The organism is Paenibacillus sp. MZ03-122A, from assembly GCF_024213325.1.
Taxonomy (GTDB): domain Bacteria; phylum Bacillota; class Bacilli; order Paenibacillales; family Paenibacillaceae; genus Paenibacillus; species Paenibacillus polymyxa_B.
Map to the genome: position 1 here is coordinate 147,361 of NZ_JANAVI010000002.1, position 14,617 is coordinate 161,977.

At 43.4% G+C, this 14,617-nt stretch carries 15 protein-coding genes; 6 read left to right on the forward strand and 9 right to left on the reverse strand.

Annotated elements, in window-relative coordinates:
• The first annotated feature begins 66 nt into the window (after positions 1–66).
• Entirely contained in the window at positions 67–933 is an 867-nt protein-coding gene (locus tag NLX74_RS04620) for an SDR family oxidoreductase (protein WP_061829777.1), read from the forward strand.
• Positions 934–1,225: 292 nt separating this feature from the next.
• Positions 1,226–1,564, forward strand: coding sequence for a zinc ribbon domain-containing protein YjdM (locus tag NLX74_RS04625; protein ID WP_061829778.1), 339 nt, complete (start codon positions 1,226–1,228; stop codon positions 1,562–1,564).
• Positions 1,565–1,605: 41 nt separating this feature from the next.
• Here the strand turns inward: NLX74_RS04625 and NLX74_RS04630 are convergent, their stop codons facing one another.
• Positions 1,606–2,361: an AIM24 family protein gene (locus NLX74_RS04630; protein ID WP_068939217.1), complete on the reverse strand. Its 756-nt coding sequence runs from the start codon at positions 2,359–2,361 to the stop codon at positions 1,606–1,608.
• Positions 2,362–2,611: 250 nt separating this feature from the next.
• Between NLX74_RS04630 and NLX74_RS04635 the strand changes: the two genes are divergently transcribed.
• Entirely contained in the window at positions 2,612–3,664 is a 1,053-nt protein-coding gene (locus NLX74_RS04635; protein ID WP_254328057.1) for an LLM class flavin-dependent oxidoreductase, read from the forward strand.
• 102 nt (positions 3,665–3,766) lie between these two features.
• Here the strand turns inward: NLX74_RS04635 and NLX74_RS04640 are convergent, their stop codons facing one another.
• The 3 genes from NLX74_RS04640 to NLX74_RS04650 all read right to left on the reverse strand — a co-directional run bounded on the left by NLX74_RS04640 (position 3,767) and on the right by NLX74_RS04650 (position 6,478).
• Positions 3,767–4,297, reverse strand: coding sequence for a DUF1036 domain-containing protein (locus NLX74_RS04640; RefSeq protein WP_254328058.1), 531 nt, complete (start codon positions 4,295–4,297; stop codon positions 3,767–3,769).
• 60 nt (positions 4,298–4,357) lie between these two features.
• Entirely contained in the window at positions 4,358–5,866 is a 1,509-nt protein-coding gene (locus NLX74_RS04645) for an aminotransferase class V-fold PLP-dependent enzyme (RefSeq protein WP_254328059.1), read from the reverse strand.
• A gap of 135 nt (positions 5,867–6,001) precedes the next feature.
• Positions 6,002–6,478, reverse strand: a complete 477-nt coding sequence (locus tag NLX74_RS04650) for a DsrE/DsrF/DrsH-like family protein (protein ID WP_023991039.1) — start codon at positions 6,476–6,478, stop codon at positions 6,002–6,004.
• Between the two features lie 244 nt (positions 6,479–6,722).
• Between NLX74_RS04650 and NLX74_RS04655 the strand changes: the two genes are divergently transcribed.
• The 3 genes from NLX74_RS04655 to NLX74_RS04665 all read left to right on the forward strand — a co-directional run bounded on the left by NLX74_RS04655 (position 6,723) and on the right by NLX74_RS04665 (position 9,324).
• Entirely contained in the window at positions 6,723–7,103 is a 381-nt protein-coding gene (locus NLX74_RS04655; RefSeq protein WP_254328060.1) for a hypothetical protein, read from the forward strand.
• A gap of 97 nt (positions 7,104–7,200) precedes the next feature.
• The gene (locus NLX74_RS04660; RefSeq protein WP_254328061.1) at positions 7,201–8,163 is read left to right on the forward strand and encodes a radical SAM protein; all 963 of its coding nucleotides are present in this window, start codon (positions 7,201–7,203) and stop codon (positions 8,161–8,163) included.
• Between the two features lie 186 nt (positions 8,164–8,349).
• Entirely contained in the window at positions 8,350–9,324 is a 975-nt protein-coding gene (locus tag NLX74_RS04665) for an aldo/keto reductase family protein (RefSeq protein ID WP_235306755.1), read from the forward strand.
• A gap of 6 nt (positions 9,325–9,330) precedes the next feature.
• Here the strand turns inward: NLX74_RS04665 and NLX74_RS04670 are convergent, their stop codons facing one another.
• From NLX74_RS04670 to NLX74_RS04690, 5 genes are all read right to left on the reverse strand, one after another.
• Positions 9,331–9,726, reverse strand: a complete 396-nt coding sequence (locus tag NLX74_RS04670; protein ID WP_235306754.1) for a hypothetical protein — start codon at positions 9,724–9,726, stop codon at positions 9,331–9,333.
• Between the two features lie 187 nt (positions 9,727–9,913).
• Positions 9,914–11,854, reverse strand: coding sequence for an ABC transporter permease (locus NLX74_RS04675; RefSeq protein WP_254328062.1), 1,941 nt, complete (start codon positions 11,852–11,854; stop codon positions 9,914–9,916).
• Entirely contained in the window at positions 11,844–12,605 is a 762-nt protein-coding gene (locus tag NLX74_RS04680) for an ABC transporter ATP-binding protein (RefSeq protein WP_254328063.1), read from the reverse strand. Before NLX74_RS04680 ends, NLX74_RS04675 begins: the two co-directional genes overlap by 11 nt.
• 102 nt (positions 12,606–12,707) lie before the next feature.
• A complete protein-coding gene (locus NLX74_RS04685) occupies positions 12,708–13,712 on the reverse strand; it encodes a sensor histidine kinase (protein WP_254328064.1) in 1,005 nt (334 codons plus the stop codon).
• Positions 13,705–14,400, reverse strand: a complete 696-nt coding sequence (locus NLX74_RS04690; RefSeq protein ID WP_235306750.1) for a response regulator transcription factor — start codon at positions 14,398–14,400, stop codon at positions 13,705–13,707. The genes NLX74_RS04685 and NLX74_RS04690 overlap by 8 nt, the downstream gene beginning before the upstream one ends.
• Positions 14,401–14,617: the final 217 nt, after the last annotated feature.

The following is a 14,617-nucleotide window of genomic DNA, read 5'->3' on the forward strand; positions in this document are numbered from 1 at the left end:
ATTAGACATGTGTTATATTTTTAGTTACTATATAAAAGTAAATAAAATCTGAATGGAGGATTTCATATGAAAATCGCATTAACAGGAGCAACGGGGCAACTGGGTTCCATCGTGGTAGATACGTTGCTTACATTTGTCTCCGCAAACGATCTTATTGTTAGCGTGAGAAATCCAGAAAAAGCAGAGAACTTAAGGTCTCGTGGCGTCGACGTTCGTCATGGCGACTTTGATAAACCGGAGACGCTGGATCAGGCGTTTGCTGGAGTAGACCGGTTGCTGATTATATCCGCAGACGGGGATAATGATACTAGAATCCGTCAGCATAAAGCGGCTGTTGATGCTGCTGTACGTGCTGGAGTAGGCTTCATCGCCTATACTAGCGCTGCCAATGCCGCTGACAGCACTCTATTCCTTGCACCCGTACATCGCATCACGGAGGAGTTCATTCGTGAGTCAGGCATTCCTTACTCCTTCCTGCGTAATAATTGGTATCTGGAGAATGAAGCAGGCACGATCCAATCCGTACTCGCGGGGGCTCCTTGGCTAACCTCGGCAGGGTCCGGTAAAGTAGGTTGGGCTACCCGCGCAGATTATGCGCAAGCAGCTGCAACCGTTTTGTCTGGCGAAGGGCACGAGAATACAATATACGAGCTCTCCGGTAAGCCGATTACCCAAGAAGAGTTTGCAGCGATACTGGCTGAGGTTCTGGGCAAAGACGTTCCTGTACAGCAGGTGGATGATGCTACGTATGCCGAGGTTATGCTCGGTGCGGGAGTCCCGGAAGGTGCAATCCCTATTGTGGTCGGCATTCAACAAGCGATTCGTGAAGGAGCCTTGGATGTCGTAAGCAACGATTTCGAGAAGTTGTTGAAACGCCCCCTTACGCCGCTTAGCCAAGGAATGAGTGAACTGATCAAGCAAACCCAAGCATAATAAACGTGCCGTAGAGTACAATTTCAACATATGATACTGCTTATGTCTAAAACGGATGCTGCCTAGAGAGGCCAGCATCCGTTTTAGTTACATGTTCACCTTTGGGTATTTTCAGAGGCAGGGCGCTTACGTATCGGTACAAAACTCAGATTAATTTCATCCATGAGTGGAATCGTGATTGTTTATCCAATATACTTGTAGGGAACTCCAAGGGAGACTTGGAGCAGGCTTGGTCTATCCAGGAAGCTTAGCATAGCAGTAGAATTTGAAAATGAATGGAGTACATAATACCATGTCTAATTTACCAAATTGTCCTGAATGTAATTCAGAGTACACTTATGAGGATCGCAGTCTTTTCATTTGCCCGGAATGCGCTCATGAGTGGTCTACCGAGTTAGAAGCAAGCAGTGAAGACGTAAAGGTCGTCAAAGATGCGAATGGTAACATCCTGCAGGATGGTGACTCTGTAACGGTCATTAAAGACCTTAAAGTGAAGGGAAGCTCATCCGTCTTGAAAATCGGGACCAAAGTAAAAAACATCCGTCTGGTGGATGGCGATCATGATATTGACTGCAAAATTGATGGTTTTGGAGCAATGAAGCTAAAATCGGAGTTTGTAAAAAAGAATTAAAATGTAAGAAAGGAGAAGCCGGGGCTTCTCCTTTTTTATGTTTATAAGGGTGCTAACCATACGGTTCCTGTTCCCCTGTACACATTTACCAGCCCTTCGCCGGAAGCAGCCGAACCCATTTTGGTTTTCCCGGATTTTTCGACGGTGAACTGTAAGGTATTGGACCACATGAGGGCAAAGTTACCATCCACCTTCAGCACATCATTTTGCAATTCTATAACGACCGCTTCCTCGGAAGGGATCGGCGCTTGAAGTGCCAGCACTCCTTTTCCGCGGGCGCTTAAATTAAATAACCCTTCTCCGCCCAGTGCAGCAGAGGAAAGATTACTACGTGCAACGACGGATATGTCTAGCGTCGTGTCACAAGCCAAAAACAAGCCGTCTTCGATGGCAATATCATCATTGTCCACATCAATAAGCCAAATATATTGGTAGGTAGGCTCCAGCATGATGGTACCCGTGCCTTTATAGTGTGGTTTAATGGCACCTGTCCCGGTTACAGCACCGGACACCAAGTTTCGCATTAAGCCTCCAACGCCTTTTACACCGGTAGTCATTTCCATGCTACCCACAGTATATTGCATGGCTCCCGCCTTCATCATAATCTCGCTATTGTTGATTTCGATCATGAGTTGTTTGCGGCGCATATTACTTTTGCTCATATAGTAATTGTTTTTCGCAGCCTCCACCGAGGTAGAACTCAAATCTGTTATGTATTCCAGTACCGTAAATCCGCCTAATTGGTCTGTGATGGCAACATTGCTGTTATCCTTTAAATTGTTAATGACAAAAGCCATAAATGTATGTGCCTCCTTGTTGTATTCATGTTGTGGGATGGGAATCTTCTTTATTCCATACAATATTCGACAAAGAGACTTCTTTTCCTGCGGCGAATCTAGACACTTCCCTTGGCTGGTTTTCAGACTCAGAAAAAGAGAGCTTGAAAAAGATGCAAAAAAGGTTCAATATAAAGATATCGTTTTTTAAAATGATTGGCTTCGAAAGCAGCCGTATGAGAATAGGGCATGAAAATAGGGGGTAGAACAAGTGGAGATAGGGATAAGCACGTTTGTAGAAACAACGCCGGATCCCCAAACGGGTGAGGTCATCAGTCATGCACAACGAATACGTGAAGTTGTCGAGGAGATTGTGCTTGCAGATCAGGTAGGGCTGGATGTGTACGGCGTGGGGGAGCATCATCGTAAAGATTATGCAGCATCTGCTCCGGCTGTTATCCTCGCTGCTGCTGCTGCGCAGACCCAACGTATTCGGTTAACCAGTGCAGTTACGGTGCTTTCATCGGATGATCCCGTGCGTGTGTTTCAGGATTTTGCTACACTGGACGGCATTTCGAATGGACGAGCTGAGATTATGGCAGGCCGGGGTTCTTTTATCGAATCGTTCCCGTTATTTGGGTATGATTTGGATAACTACGATGAGTTATTCGATGAAAAGCTGGAGCTGTTATTGAAAATCCGAGAATCCGAGAAAGTTACCTGGAAAGGCGGACATCGGCCGGCAATCAACAATTTGGGCGTGTATCCGCGTCCAGTTCAAAATCCATTGCCCGTATGGATTGGGAGTGGGGGCAATCAGGAATCTGTGGTTCGTGCAGGCTTGCTCGGATTGCCGTTAGTCCTGGCGATTATTGGGGGTAGTCCTGTACAGTTTGCCCCGTTGGTGGAACTGTATAAAAAAGCCGCTAGGCATGCCGGTCATGATGCATCGCTGCTTCCAGTTGCATCACACTCACATGGTTTTATCGCAGAGACGACTGAGCTGGCAGCGGATAAGTTCTTCCCTTCTACTCAGCATAGCATGAATGTGCTTGGGCGTGAACGGGGTTGGGGTCCTTACACTCGCTCCAGCTTCGATGCCGCACGCAGCTTTGAAGGAGCGTTGTATGTAGGCGATTCCGACACGGTTGCCAAGAAAATCATCCATCTGCGTAAACAGGTAGGCATTACACGTTTTCTGCTCCACGTGCCCGTCGGGACGATGCCGCATGATGATGTCATGAGAGCTATTGAGCTATTGGGAACAGAGGTAGCACCACGGGTGCGTGAAGAGATATCCAAGTGGGAATCCGAGAGTAAATAAGCGGGTTACCTCATAGATAAAAGAGAAAGGAGCAGGCCATGGGGGTGAGGTCGCTCCTTTTTTGGGTTCTAAAAAACTATATGTGAGCTGGTAGATCGTTTTTTATTTTGTCCGTTTTTTATGCGTGATGCGTTTTTGCAATAGGGTTTTACCTTGTTTTAGTCTCTTAGGTTTAGCAGGAACTCTGCGCAAGATAGGTTTCTCTTGGGTTGCTTTGGAAGGCAATGTCATGCGGAGTGTGGAAGATGCAGGTTTTCTTTGACTGCTGCTCGTTACAAAGTTGATAGTATAGTCGAAGACGAACGGGCTAACTGCGATTCTCCGCAGTCCCACGCTTCTACAAGTGGTACAGCCTGTATCCCAGCACCAATTGAAGGCATTCTCAGGAACTTGAGTGAAATATGAACCCCGCCATTCGCGTCCAAAATCATCTTCAGCGTAATAAAAGAACGTATTCCCTCCTGCGAAGCCGCTCCACAACTGAACAGTCTGTCCGGGGTTAACACGGTACCAGCCTGCTTTAGAGTAGTTAACAGGAGTACAGCTGAAGTCCGGGTAGGCAAAGACTACAAAGATAGCCGCATTAGTACTGTTGCGAAAATTGAGACCCATTGTCGTCACTTCTTTCCTCATATATTAATCCTACAGAATATTCTATGAGAGTTTTGAAGGAAGGGAACGGACAGGAGTCTCTTAATCGCTAAAATTGAACCATTTGCTGATGTCTATTTTGTGATGTTCATTCATAGATTGCCATTCATTCGTATCTGGTTGATAGATATAATCTTTTTGCCAGGTCATGATGTTTTCCACGATTGCCCGTATGGAAGAGGCGATATAGGAGACTTCCTGATTCGTCATCATGGGATGGAGCGACAGACGCACCCAGCCCGGTTTTCGAGATAAGTCTCCCGCATGGATCAGGTCTGTCATTTGTTTAGATGTTTGTGGGTCGATGCCCAGCAAATAATGTCCGTAGGGGCCTGCACAAGAGCAACCGCCCCTGACTTGAATGCCAAACCGATCATTCAATAGTTTTACAATCAGGTTATAGTGAATATGGCCGACAACGAAAGAAACGATTCCCATTCGTTCTTGGCTGCTTCCTCCTAAGATGTGTAGCCCTGGTATGGTACTCAAGCTCTTTAGTAATAATGATGTCAGTTCCTTTTTGCGCTCCAACAGACGCTTCTGTCCCATCTGTTCTTTTAGCCGAATGCAGAGCGCGGTTCGAACGGCCTGTAGAAAGGCAGGCGTCCCTCCATCCTCACGGGCTTCAGCATTATCTTTATACTCGTATCCACCCCAAGGATTGGTCCAGTTAACTGTGCCTCCTCCGGGCTGATCTGGAGCACAATGGAGGCACAGCCTCGAATCCATAATTAAAACGCCGCTTGTACCGGGACCCCCAAGAAATTTGTGGGGTGAAAATACAATCCCGTCCAGTTTCTCAAGGGGATCTGTGCGGTGCATGTTGATCTCGGTATAAGGTGCGCTTGCCGAAAAATCAATGAAACAAACGCCGCCATGTTCGTGCATTTTGCGAGATAGCTGGTAAATCGGTACTTCGAACCCTGTAACATTAGAGCAGGCGGTAAAGGCGCCGATTTTGACAGGGCGATGCCGGAATTGAAGCAGCAGTCGTTCGAGATGAGTTGGATCGACAATCCCGCCGGGACCCGGAGGAAGACATACAACGTCTCCAACGGTTTCTGCCCAGGAAATATGATTGGAATGATGCTCCATATGTGTAACGAAAATAACGGGGCGCTCTTTTTTTGCGATGGGGTAGAAGGGCTTTAATTTTTCATGTATTTTCAATCCTAACAGTCGCTGAAGCTTGTTCACTGCACCTGTCATACCTGACCCGGCGAACAGGATGATATCATGTTCATTGGCATGAACGTGGCTTTTAATGATTTGTTTCGCTTCTTCATAGGCTTGGGTCATCAGAGTTCCTGTCAAATTAGACTCCGTATGCGTGTTCGCCACGAAAGGGCCTAATTCATTTGCTATTTTCGACTCGATGGGTCCATACAGACGACCGCTGGCTGCCCAATCCGCATAAATCAGCTTTTTTTGCCCGTATGGAGATTCAAAGGTCTGGTGATATCCGATTGTACTTTCACGATACCTTTGGAAATAAGCCTCGTTAGAAGGCTGATACCTACAATTACTGCTTCCAATTCGAGCCATGAGCATACGGCGCCTCCCAAGTCGTTCTGTCTTCTTAGGGTACGTAGGTAGGCCCGAATGGGTTAAAAAAAATAGGCGAGTGTCATCATTTAGTCACAATAAAAGCCTCATCCAAAAGCGGGATAAGGCAGTAGGTCTATCTTATATAAACAACTGCATATCGGATTCGAGCGCATCTTTTAGATACGTTTTGGCCTCGATAATTTCCAGTTCAGGTATAAATTCTTCCGGTTTAAAACCCATAATATCGACCGATAGCTTACAGGCATAAAATTTTACATTTTTCTTTCGCGCTCCTTTCAAGAAATGAATGAGCTTCGGGGCTTCATTATCTTCGATCATTTCCGTCAGCATCAGCTTGCCAAGGCCACTAAAATTCATTTTGGACAATGGCAGCTCCTCGGGTCCTTTTGGAGTCATCCAGCCCATGATTTTTTCATAAATCGTCTTGTCTTCAAACGTCATCTTGTCAGGGTCACGAACCAGAAATAGTCCCCAGAACGCAAAAAACATCGTCACGTCCACATCCAGCTCCCGAGCTGTATTTGCCAGAATCAGTCCAGCCATTGCCTTATCATAATCGCCGCTGAACATAAGCAGATTCATCCTTTTATCCATAATTCCCGCCTCCATTACCAACAGATATATTCAGTATGGATTTGGGAATGAGAAGTATGCCCAGTTCACATATTGATCACAATTACAGGACATGTGTCGGATTCAAGAGCACTATTCAATATATGTTATTATTATCTACGGAAATTACATAGCACCATTGTTTTATGGAATTTAGTAGGATAAATGTGAAAGGAACGGGGTTTGAAATTTATGAAAAGGGATGGATCATCCTAACGGGGTGAAAATGTTGGTGGTATTCCCTTCCGAGTCTACAGGTTGGCCGCTCGACCTGTCTTCAACTGGAGAATCGGAAGCCTTTGACGAGTTTGGGGAATTGAAAGCAGGCTATAGGCTTCAAGCGAGCGTTTACGACTTTGATCATGATGGAACTAACGAGTTAGTCATTGCAGCGGGTGACTTAGCTACGAATGCTGAGATATGGGTTTTTTCATTTACAAATGTAGAAAATATTAAAAAGATAGATCCTTTTCATCAGGAGTTAGCCGTAACAGGGCAATCCTATATTACTTTGAATGGACATGAATTAGATGTACCTTATGGCTCTCAAGGTTTATTTGAGGCTTATAAGTATGTAGATAAAGAATTTCTTACTCCTGTCAAGTAGCCCGCCGTTACCAATGTCATATCTACAAACCGCTCCCATCTGTATAATCTCAAGGGAATTCAAGACACAAGCCTGAGATCGGGAGGATCATGAGAAAGTGAGTATAGAGAACAAATATAAAGCACTTGAACTGGAAAAGCCGGGCATCTACGAGCTGGAGGGACTGGAAGTCGGGGTTACCTCCAATTGCAACTTCAAGTGTGATTACTGCTGTGCGTATCAGCGGAACGACGGGCAATGCATCAGCAGCAAAGAAGTCATTGATATTATTGATGACATTCCAACGTTAAAACGTGTGCGACTGTCCGGGGGAGAAGTGACCTTGAAATATGAGGACTGTCTGGACATCGTGAATCACTGTTCAAGCAAGGGCATCGCAACCCAACTTAATACCAATGCCAGCTTGCTCAGCCCTGAACGAATTGAGAAACTGCGTGATGCAGGACTTTCCAATATTCATATCTCCTTCAACTTCACGGATGCCGATAAGTATGCAGCCTATTATCATGTACATCCTCGCATGTATGAGAAAATTGTACAGAATATTCGGTTATGTACCGAAGCCAAGCTAGAAACGGTGCTGGAGACGTTGCTGTTTGCAGAGACGCAGAACAACATGCCAGCCATTAGTGAAAAGGTATATGAACTCGGTGTGCGCATCCATGAAATCCAAAACAGTATCGTGATGGATCATACGAACTGGAACGCTATTTCTACCAAGGAAGCGCTCATTCGTTCCGTTCATGACCTGATTGCACATAAAAAGGACGATACTGTGTTGTATTTCACCTGTATGGACCGTTTTGCAGAAGCACTGGGCTTCAAGGAACAGCCGGGTGTCTATTTCTCCAACTGCGTTGATGGTAAAAAACAACTCCATCTTCACGGGAACGGGGACATCCTGATCTGTGAGCTATGCCACCCTGTGGTCATCGGCAATATTTATAATGAAACTTCCCTAAAGGATATTTATAAAAATAAACCGAAGCAGCTTCAGGAGTTTCTCGATAAACTGCCTTGTCCTGCATATGATGCGCTTTTTCCTGTAGGAAGCAAGTAGACATGATTTAAGATTGTGAGGCTATGAGCATCTACCATCCAAATAGGTTGGATGGTAGATGTCCTTCATGTAACTCCATGAATCCTTTATTATTTCAGGATTTTGCAAAATCCTCATTTGTTTTAATGAAAGGGTTTACATGTTAAAATATAAAAATATGATCCTCTTATGAAAGAAGGAGTAGATATGAAATATAGAAATGTAGGCAACAGTGGTCTTAAAATTAGTGAAATCGGTCTAGGGAGCTGGTTGACGTACGGTACAGCCGCCGAGCAGGAAGCAGCTCATACCTGTATTGCCAAAGCCTTTGAACTCGGGATTAATTTCTTTGATACCGCGAACGCGTATAACCGGGGAGAAGGCGAGAAGGCTATGGGAGCTGCCTTGAAGCCTTATCGAAGAGAGAGCTATGTGTTATCTACCAAGGTGTACTTCCCTATGGACTCCGGTCCCAATGACAGGGGACTGTCACGCAAGCACATTATGGAGCAATGTGAAGCGAGTCTGAAGCGTCTTGGTACGGATTATATCGACATGTACTTCTGTCATCGTTATGATTCGGATACTCCTTTGGAAGAGACGCTGCGAGCGCTCGATGACCTTCAGGCTCAGGGGAAGATTCTGTACGCTGCTGTCAGTGAATGGAGTGCTGCCCAGCTCACGGATGCCCATGGGATTGGAAAAAGGCTTAATTTGCGGCCACTGATTGCCAATCAGCCAATCTATAATATGTTCGAACGTTATATCGAACATGAGGTACTTCCTGTATCCGGGCAGATAGGTATCGGCCAAATCGTATTTTCGCCTCTGGCTCAAGGGATTCTCACGGGTAAATACAAGCCGGGACAGCCTTTACCGACGGGTAGCCGCGGGGCTGATGCCTCTGTCAATAATGTCATCAGCAGTTACATGAACGATACCGTTCTAAACTGTGTCCAAGAGCTAGAAAAGTTGGCGAAGGGCTTGGGTGTCACCCTGTCACAGCTCGCGCTTGCCTGGATTCTGAGAGAACCGGGTATCAGCGCTGCACTCATTGGGGCTACTAAACCGGCACAAATCGAAGAAAATGTGAAAGCAGTCGAAGTGACGCTACAACCGGAGACATGCGTGGAAATTGAGCGAATTCTGAAGCAAGCAGAGGGTTTTGAACCTTTGCGTTAAGCATTTTTAACTTGCTTCAAGCATGGCATAAATACCTGAACCCACACTAAATACGATCCCGTTCACTAAAACAAGGATTTGCTTCTTACTGAGATCCAGCGGATCAAAAAAGATGGGCAACAGCCATTTTAGGCTGATGACAGCCCATAAACCCTCCAGTAATCCTAGCATCAACACCTTTTGTCCCCAGTGAAACTTCATTTGCGGTGTTAGCGGACCTTCAAGAAACAGGTCACCTGAAGTATGGAGGTTCCAAGAAACGATAACTACGAATATAACAAGAGTTAATAGGGTCGACATAATATAGGTGATATCTTTTTTAGCCTCTTTCGTAAGTCTCGGCGATTTTTTAAACTCAGGCAAGCCAATCAGGAAAAAGACGATTCCTACGATAATAGCCACGCCTACAGAGGAACCAAGTATGATATTGGCTAAGATGCCGATGCCATTGATGATTAATAATAAAATAAGCTCTCCCCCTTTGGGGTTACGATGATAGTTATTTTATTGTACACATAGGAACGAAAATGCTCAAATATTTGGAAAATCCCCAGCGCTTTCGCCTGGGGCTTTTTTTGCTTTTTGCCGATTATAATGCTGATTTAATGACCTTTTTATAATACAGGATGGATAGTATCCCAAAAATGGAATATAAGGCGGTGTACAGCACCATAACGATGATCATAGGCATCCAAATTTCAGTTCCAAACAAGAACCAGCCGGATTGGACGGCGAAATAGCTATGTGAAAGGCCAATCACTAATGGGATGCCGAAGTTAAAGAGTTGTTTTATTTTAATACCTCTAAGCAGGTCACTTTGAGTGAACCCTAACTTTCTTAACACGGTGTAATTGGCTTTTTCGTCTTCGCTCTCATCCATTTGCTTAAAATAAAGGATACATCCTGATGTAATGAGAAAGGTGAGTCCTAAAAATCCAACTACAAACATGATCACTCCCATGTTCCGCTTCTGATTGCTGCTCATTTCAAGGCGTGATGTTTGTTGATCATTAAAATCCGCAGCTGCAAAGAGACGATTGGCTTCTTCAATCTGTTCTGCATTTATCATATCAATTCCAATATATAAGGATGATTTCCTTTGAATCTCAGGATTTACATCTTTCTTTAACCGCTCAAATATGGTTTCGTCTACAATGGCAGTGGGTAGTCCCCCGGCTGTAAAATAGTAGGGAATCACATACTCCTTTTTTAGACCCAAATATTGTTGATGTATGACTTCTTTTTTTCCCTTCAAATCCAATGGACCAAAGTTTTTCAAGGACATAAATTTCTGTAACAGATCATTATAGCCCATTAAAATTGCTTGACCTGGAGATACATCCGTACCCTCCACAGATTGATCGCTTATGACAGGCAACGTCATGGAATTCGCACCGATATTTAACCCTTCCAGAGGAGTCTCCATGATTTGCGCTGTGCCCACACTGACTTGAATAACTTCAATTTTCTTCTCACGATACTTTATGTCATGCTCCTGAAGTAACGTTTTGAATTTCTCAGCATCCGGTTCATTCGTCATTGCAAAATGGGAAGGTACATTGTCCTCAGCTGATTGATCCGCAGAATAATAGGCGATATAGCTTAAGGAAAGTAAACCGATGGCAAGTGCCGATACTGTTGTAATAATGGTCAACAACAAAGCATTGGATTTCATGCGGAACATAATGGATGAGAGAGATAGCACCTCATTAATGTTCAAATAGCCGCCTTTACTTTTTCTGATGATATTGGAAATAAAGCGGATAGATCCTTTATAAAAAAGTAGTGTTCCGATGATGACAGTGCCCAAAATAAACACCATAGCCATAAACAATTCATTCATGGATGTAAAGTCTCCGCCAAATAATTTGGAGGAAACATAGTAACCTAAAGCGATGAGAGAGATGCCAATGATCCCGATGATCATCTCATAGATCGTTATTTTCTTGATTTTCCCTTCGGTGGTTGAGTTCACTCTGAACAAAGACAAAATACTTTGTCTCTTGATAAAGGAATAATTCATGAGCATGATCAACAGGTAGATGATACAAAAAACGATGAGTGTTTGAATCAGTGCTTGGTTAGAGAAATATAGAGTGGCAATGGCTTCGACGCCCGTCGTCTTAAATAAGATCATGATCACTAATTTGGAAAAGGAAAATCCAACTCCGATTCCAATAAACAGGGAACTGAAGTATAGAATTAAGTTTTCAGCACTCAGGATGCGGAAAATTTTGTTTTTGGTCATTCCGATCAATTGAAATAGGCCAATTTCTTTGCTGCGTCTTTTTATAAAGATATTATTAGCATATAAAAGGAAGATGCAGACAATAGCGACCAGTAAAACGGAAGCTGCCCTTATGGAAGCAGCCCCTTTAACAGAACCCTTCACTTCATCCATGGAAGGATCGTATTGTAATGTGACGAAAGCGAAATAGAGCGCAACACTAAAAATGAGAGCAAAAACATACAGGTAATAATTCTTTAGATTTTTTTTCAAATTCTTTAGAATGAGCAGATTAATGTTCATATTGGACCCCGCCTAAGACCCCTTGGGTTTTCATAATATCCTGGAAGAAGCTTTGTCTTTCCTGCTCGCCTTTATGAAGCTGCGTATACATCTGCCCATCCTTAATAAAAATGACCCGACTGCAATGGCTGGCTGCGACAGGATCATGCGTGACCATAATAATGGTCGCCTTGCGTTTTTGGTTCAACTGGCCCAGCTTATTTAATAAATCGGAGGCCGACTTGGAATCCAGCGCACCCGTAGGTTCATCGGCAAAAATAATACTGGGCTCATGAATAAACGCTCTGGCCGCAGATGTACGCTGCTTCTGTCCACCCGAGATTTCATTGGGGTATTTGTCCTTGAGCTCATAAATTCCCAGTTCTGTAGCTACTTCCTGAAATTTTTGGTTGGCTTCTTTTTTAGGCGTTTTGGTGATGGATAACGGTAAGAGAATGTTCTCCTTCACGGTTAGCGTATCCAGCAGATTATACTCTTGAAAAATAAAGCCTAAATGCTGTTTGCGAAATTCAGCCAGTTGCTTTTCTTTCATTTTCGTCATTTCGATATCATTGATTTTAATGGAACCTTGGCTCACTTTATCAATAGAGGAAAGAACATTCAACAGTGTGGTTTTACCTGAGCCGGAGGCTCCCATAATACTGACAAATTCCCCTTCTTCTATAAGAATATCTATTCCCTTCAAAACCTCCTGCATATTTAACTTATTACCGTAGCTTTTATGAATTTTATGGGCTTCTAAAATATTCACTTCGATGCACTCCTTATTGTTCTTGTAGCCTTATTATAAAAATAGAGCCGATGTTTTTCCTTTGATTGGGCGAACAATACATAAAAGCATGTGACATCTCTGTCACATGCTCACCATGCTCACGAAATCATTCCGTTTGGGAAAAATTAAAATGAAGGTTGTACCCACGTTCCGTGTGGAGTGCACATCTATATGTATGAGCAAGGACTGGGCTGCCTTTTTCGTTAAATATAACCCCATGCCCGTTGAAGTATGATCAGAATGTTGGGTTGTGGAGGTAAAACCTTTTTCGAAAATACGGGGTATATCCTTCGGATCAATACCGCGCCCAAAGTCTTGGATCTCAAGCTGTATTCGATCCCTCTGTTCATAGCTGTGAATGATAATATCACTGGCATCGCTATATTTGATGGCATTAGTTAAGAGCTGTCTGATGATAAAGGCCAGCCATTTGGCATCACTCAGCACTTCCATGTGCTCCAATTGGATGTCAAAACCGATCCCTTTTTGGATGCACCATGACTGTAATGCTTTGATTTCATTAAAAACCAGAGATTTTAAATTCACTTGCTCGACATACAGATCATTTTCAATAAAGGATATGCGTTTGTGATGGAGCTGCTGATCCAGCAGTAAGTGGATTCGTAGCCATTCATAGGTTAACTGAGCTTTTAGGGGCTTATCGTCCAACCGCTCAATCATCAAATGCATGGTGGTCAAAGGCGTTTTTACCTCATGAATCCAGGATAATAGTTCATCTTTTTCATGTTCAAGTGTCAATTGATTTTGCGAGATGATCTGTTGTAACCGTTCGGTCTGGTCAGTGATTTTTTGTTCAATGATTTGCTCAAACGGACTCTCCGGTTCGCCTATACCCGTTAGTTCAAGAGGGCTTCTCCATTCTTCTAGTGTTGTATAGAATTTGGTTTCCTTGGGATAGCGCATGATTAAAAAAACCAAGAAAATCATCATGGATAAGAAGATGATATAAAGGATGGGCATTAACGGAATTGCTGCATCCACATAAGCAATGAACAGGATCAGAAATTGCTGGCATACAAACAGTAGAATCCAGCTCCGCCTCTCTATAAGATATTTTTTAATCATAGGAAGGTGCCTCTTCTGTAGCCATGTAGCCTTGTCCGACTTTCGTTTCAATGAAACGGCCCAAATCCAGCTCGTCTAATTTTTTACGCAGGCGGTTCAAGTTGACGGTCAGGGTATTGTCGCTGACAAAACGTTCATCATCCCAGAGGCTTTTAATTAATTCTTCTCGTGCGACAATTTTATTTTTTTGTTCGATTAGCAACTTCAAAATAAAAATCTCGTTCTTGGTTAATTCGATGGAGCCAGCCTCATTGGCTACTACATTTTTTTCATAATCGACCGTCGCTCCACACCATGTTTTCAGGGAGACGGGTTCTGTATTGTAATTATATACGCGGCGGAGTGTCGCCTGTAATTTTGCAATGAGTACATCAAAATGAAACGGTTTTTGGATAAAATCATCTGCTCCAAGCTGCATCGACATCACCATATCCGTAGGATGATCCCGTGACGATAAGAAAAGGATGGGGACGTTAGAGTGGGATCGAATCATTCGACACCAATGAAACCCATCAAATTTCGGCAATTGAATATCTATCACGACCAGATCAGGCTTTATCGTTGTGAATTCCTGAATGACTTTATTAAAGTCCTGGATGCCATACACATCATAGTTCCATTGAGTTAACCGATCCTTCATTTCATGGAACAAAGTTTCATCATCTTCAATTAGTAAGATTTTGAACAACGATTTCACCACTTTATACTTTTTTTGGTTTTTGGAAAATTCGATTCCAGTCGCTTATTGGATTTTGCAAACTCCTCTTTTATAAAGAGTATAGCAAAAATTGTGTATGTGCTACATGGTGGACTCAACTTGATATTGCGATAATCTACTGTTAATAGTTGAGGTTTATAGTGGGTTTATATTGACTATCTCATATAATTTAAAGGATGGATGCAAT

Excerpts from the sequence above, each read along its gene's own strand:
- NLX74_RS04620 (WP_061829777.1), top strand. The coding sequence starts at position 67 with ATGAAAATCGCATTAACAGGAGCAACGGGGCAACTGGGTTCCATCGTG.
- NLX74_RS04625 (WP_061829778.1), top strand. The coding sequence starts at position 1,226 with ATGTCTAATTTACCAAATTGTCCTGAATGTAATTCAGAGTACACTTAT.
- NLX74_RS04630 (WP_068939217.1), bottom strand. The coding sequence starts at position 2,361 with ATGGCTTTTGTCATTAACAATTTAAAGGATAACAGCAATGTTGCCATC.
- NLX74_RS04640 (WP_254328058.1), bottom strand. The coding sequence starts at position 4,297 with ATGAGGAAAGAAGTGACGACAATGGGTCTCAATTTTCGCAACAGTACT.
- NLX74_RS04645 (WP_254328059.1), bottom strand. The coding sequence starts at position 5,866 with ATGCTCATGGCTCGAATTGGAAGCAGTAATTGTAGGTATCAGCCTTCT.
- NLX74_RS04650 (WP_023991039.1), bottom strand. The coding sequence starts at position 6,478 with ATGGATAAAAGGATGAATCTGCTTATGTTCAGCGGCGATTATGATAAG.
- NLX74_RS04655 (WP_254328060.1), top strand. The coding sequence starts at position 6,723 with ATGTTGGTGGTATTCCCTTCCGAGTCTACAGGTTGGCCGCTCGACCTG.
- NLX74_RS04665 (WP_235306755.1), top strand. The coding sequence starts at position 8,350 with ATGAAATATAGAAATGTAGGCAACAGTGGTCTTAAAATTAGTGAAATC.
- NLX74_RS04675 (WP_254328062.1), bottom strand. The coding sequence starts at position 11,854 with ATGAACATTAATCTGCTCATTCTAAAGAATTTGAAAAAAAATCTAAAG.
- NLX74_RS04685 (WP_254328064.1), bottom strand. The coding sequence starts at position 13,712 with ATGATTAAAAAATATCTTATAGAGAGGCGGAGCTGGATTCTACTGTTT.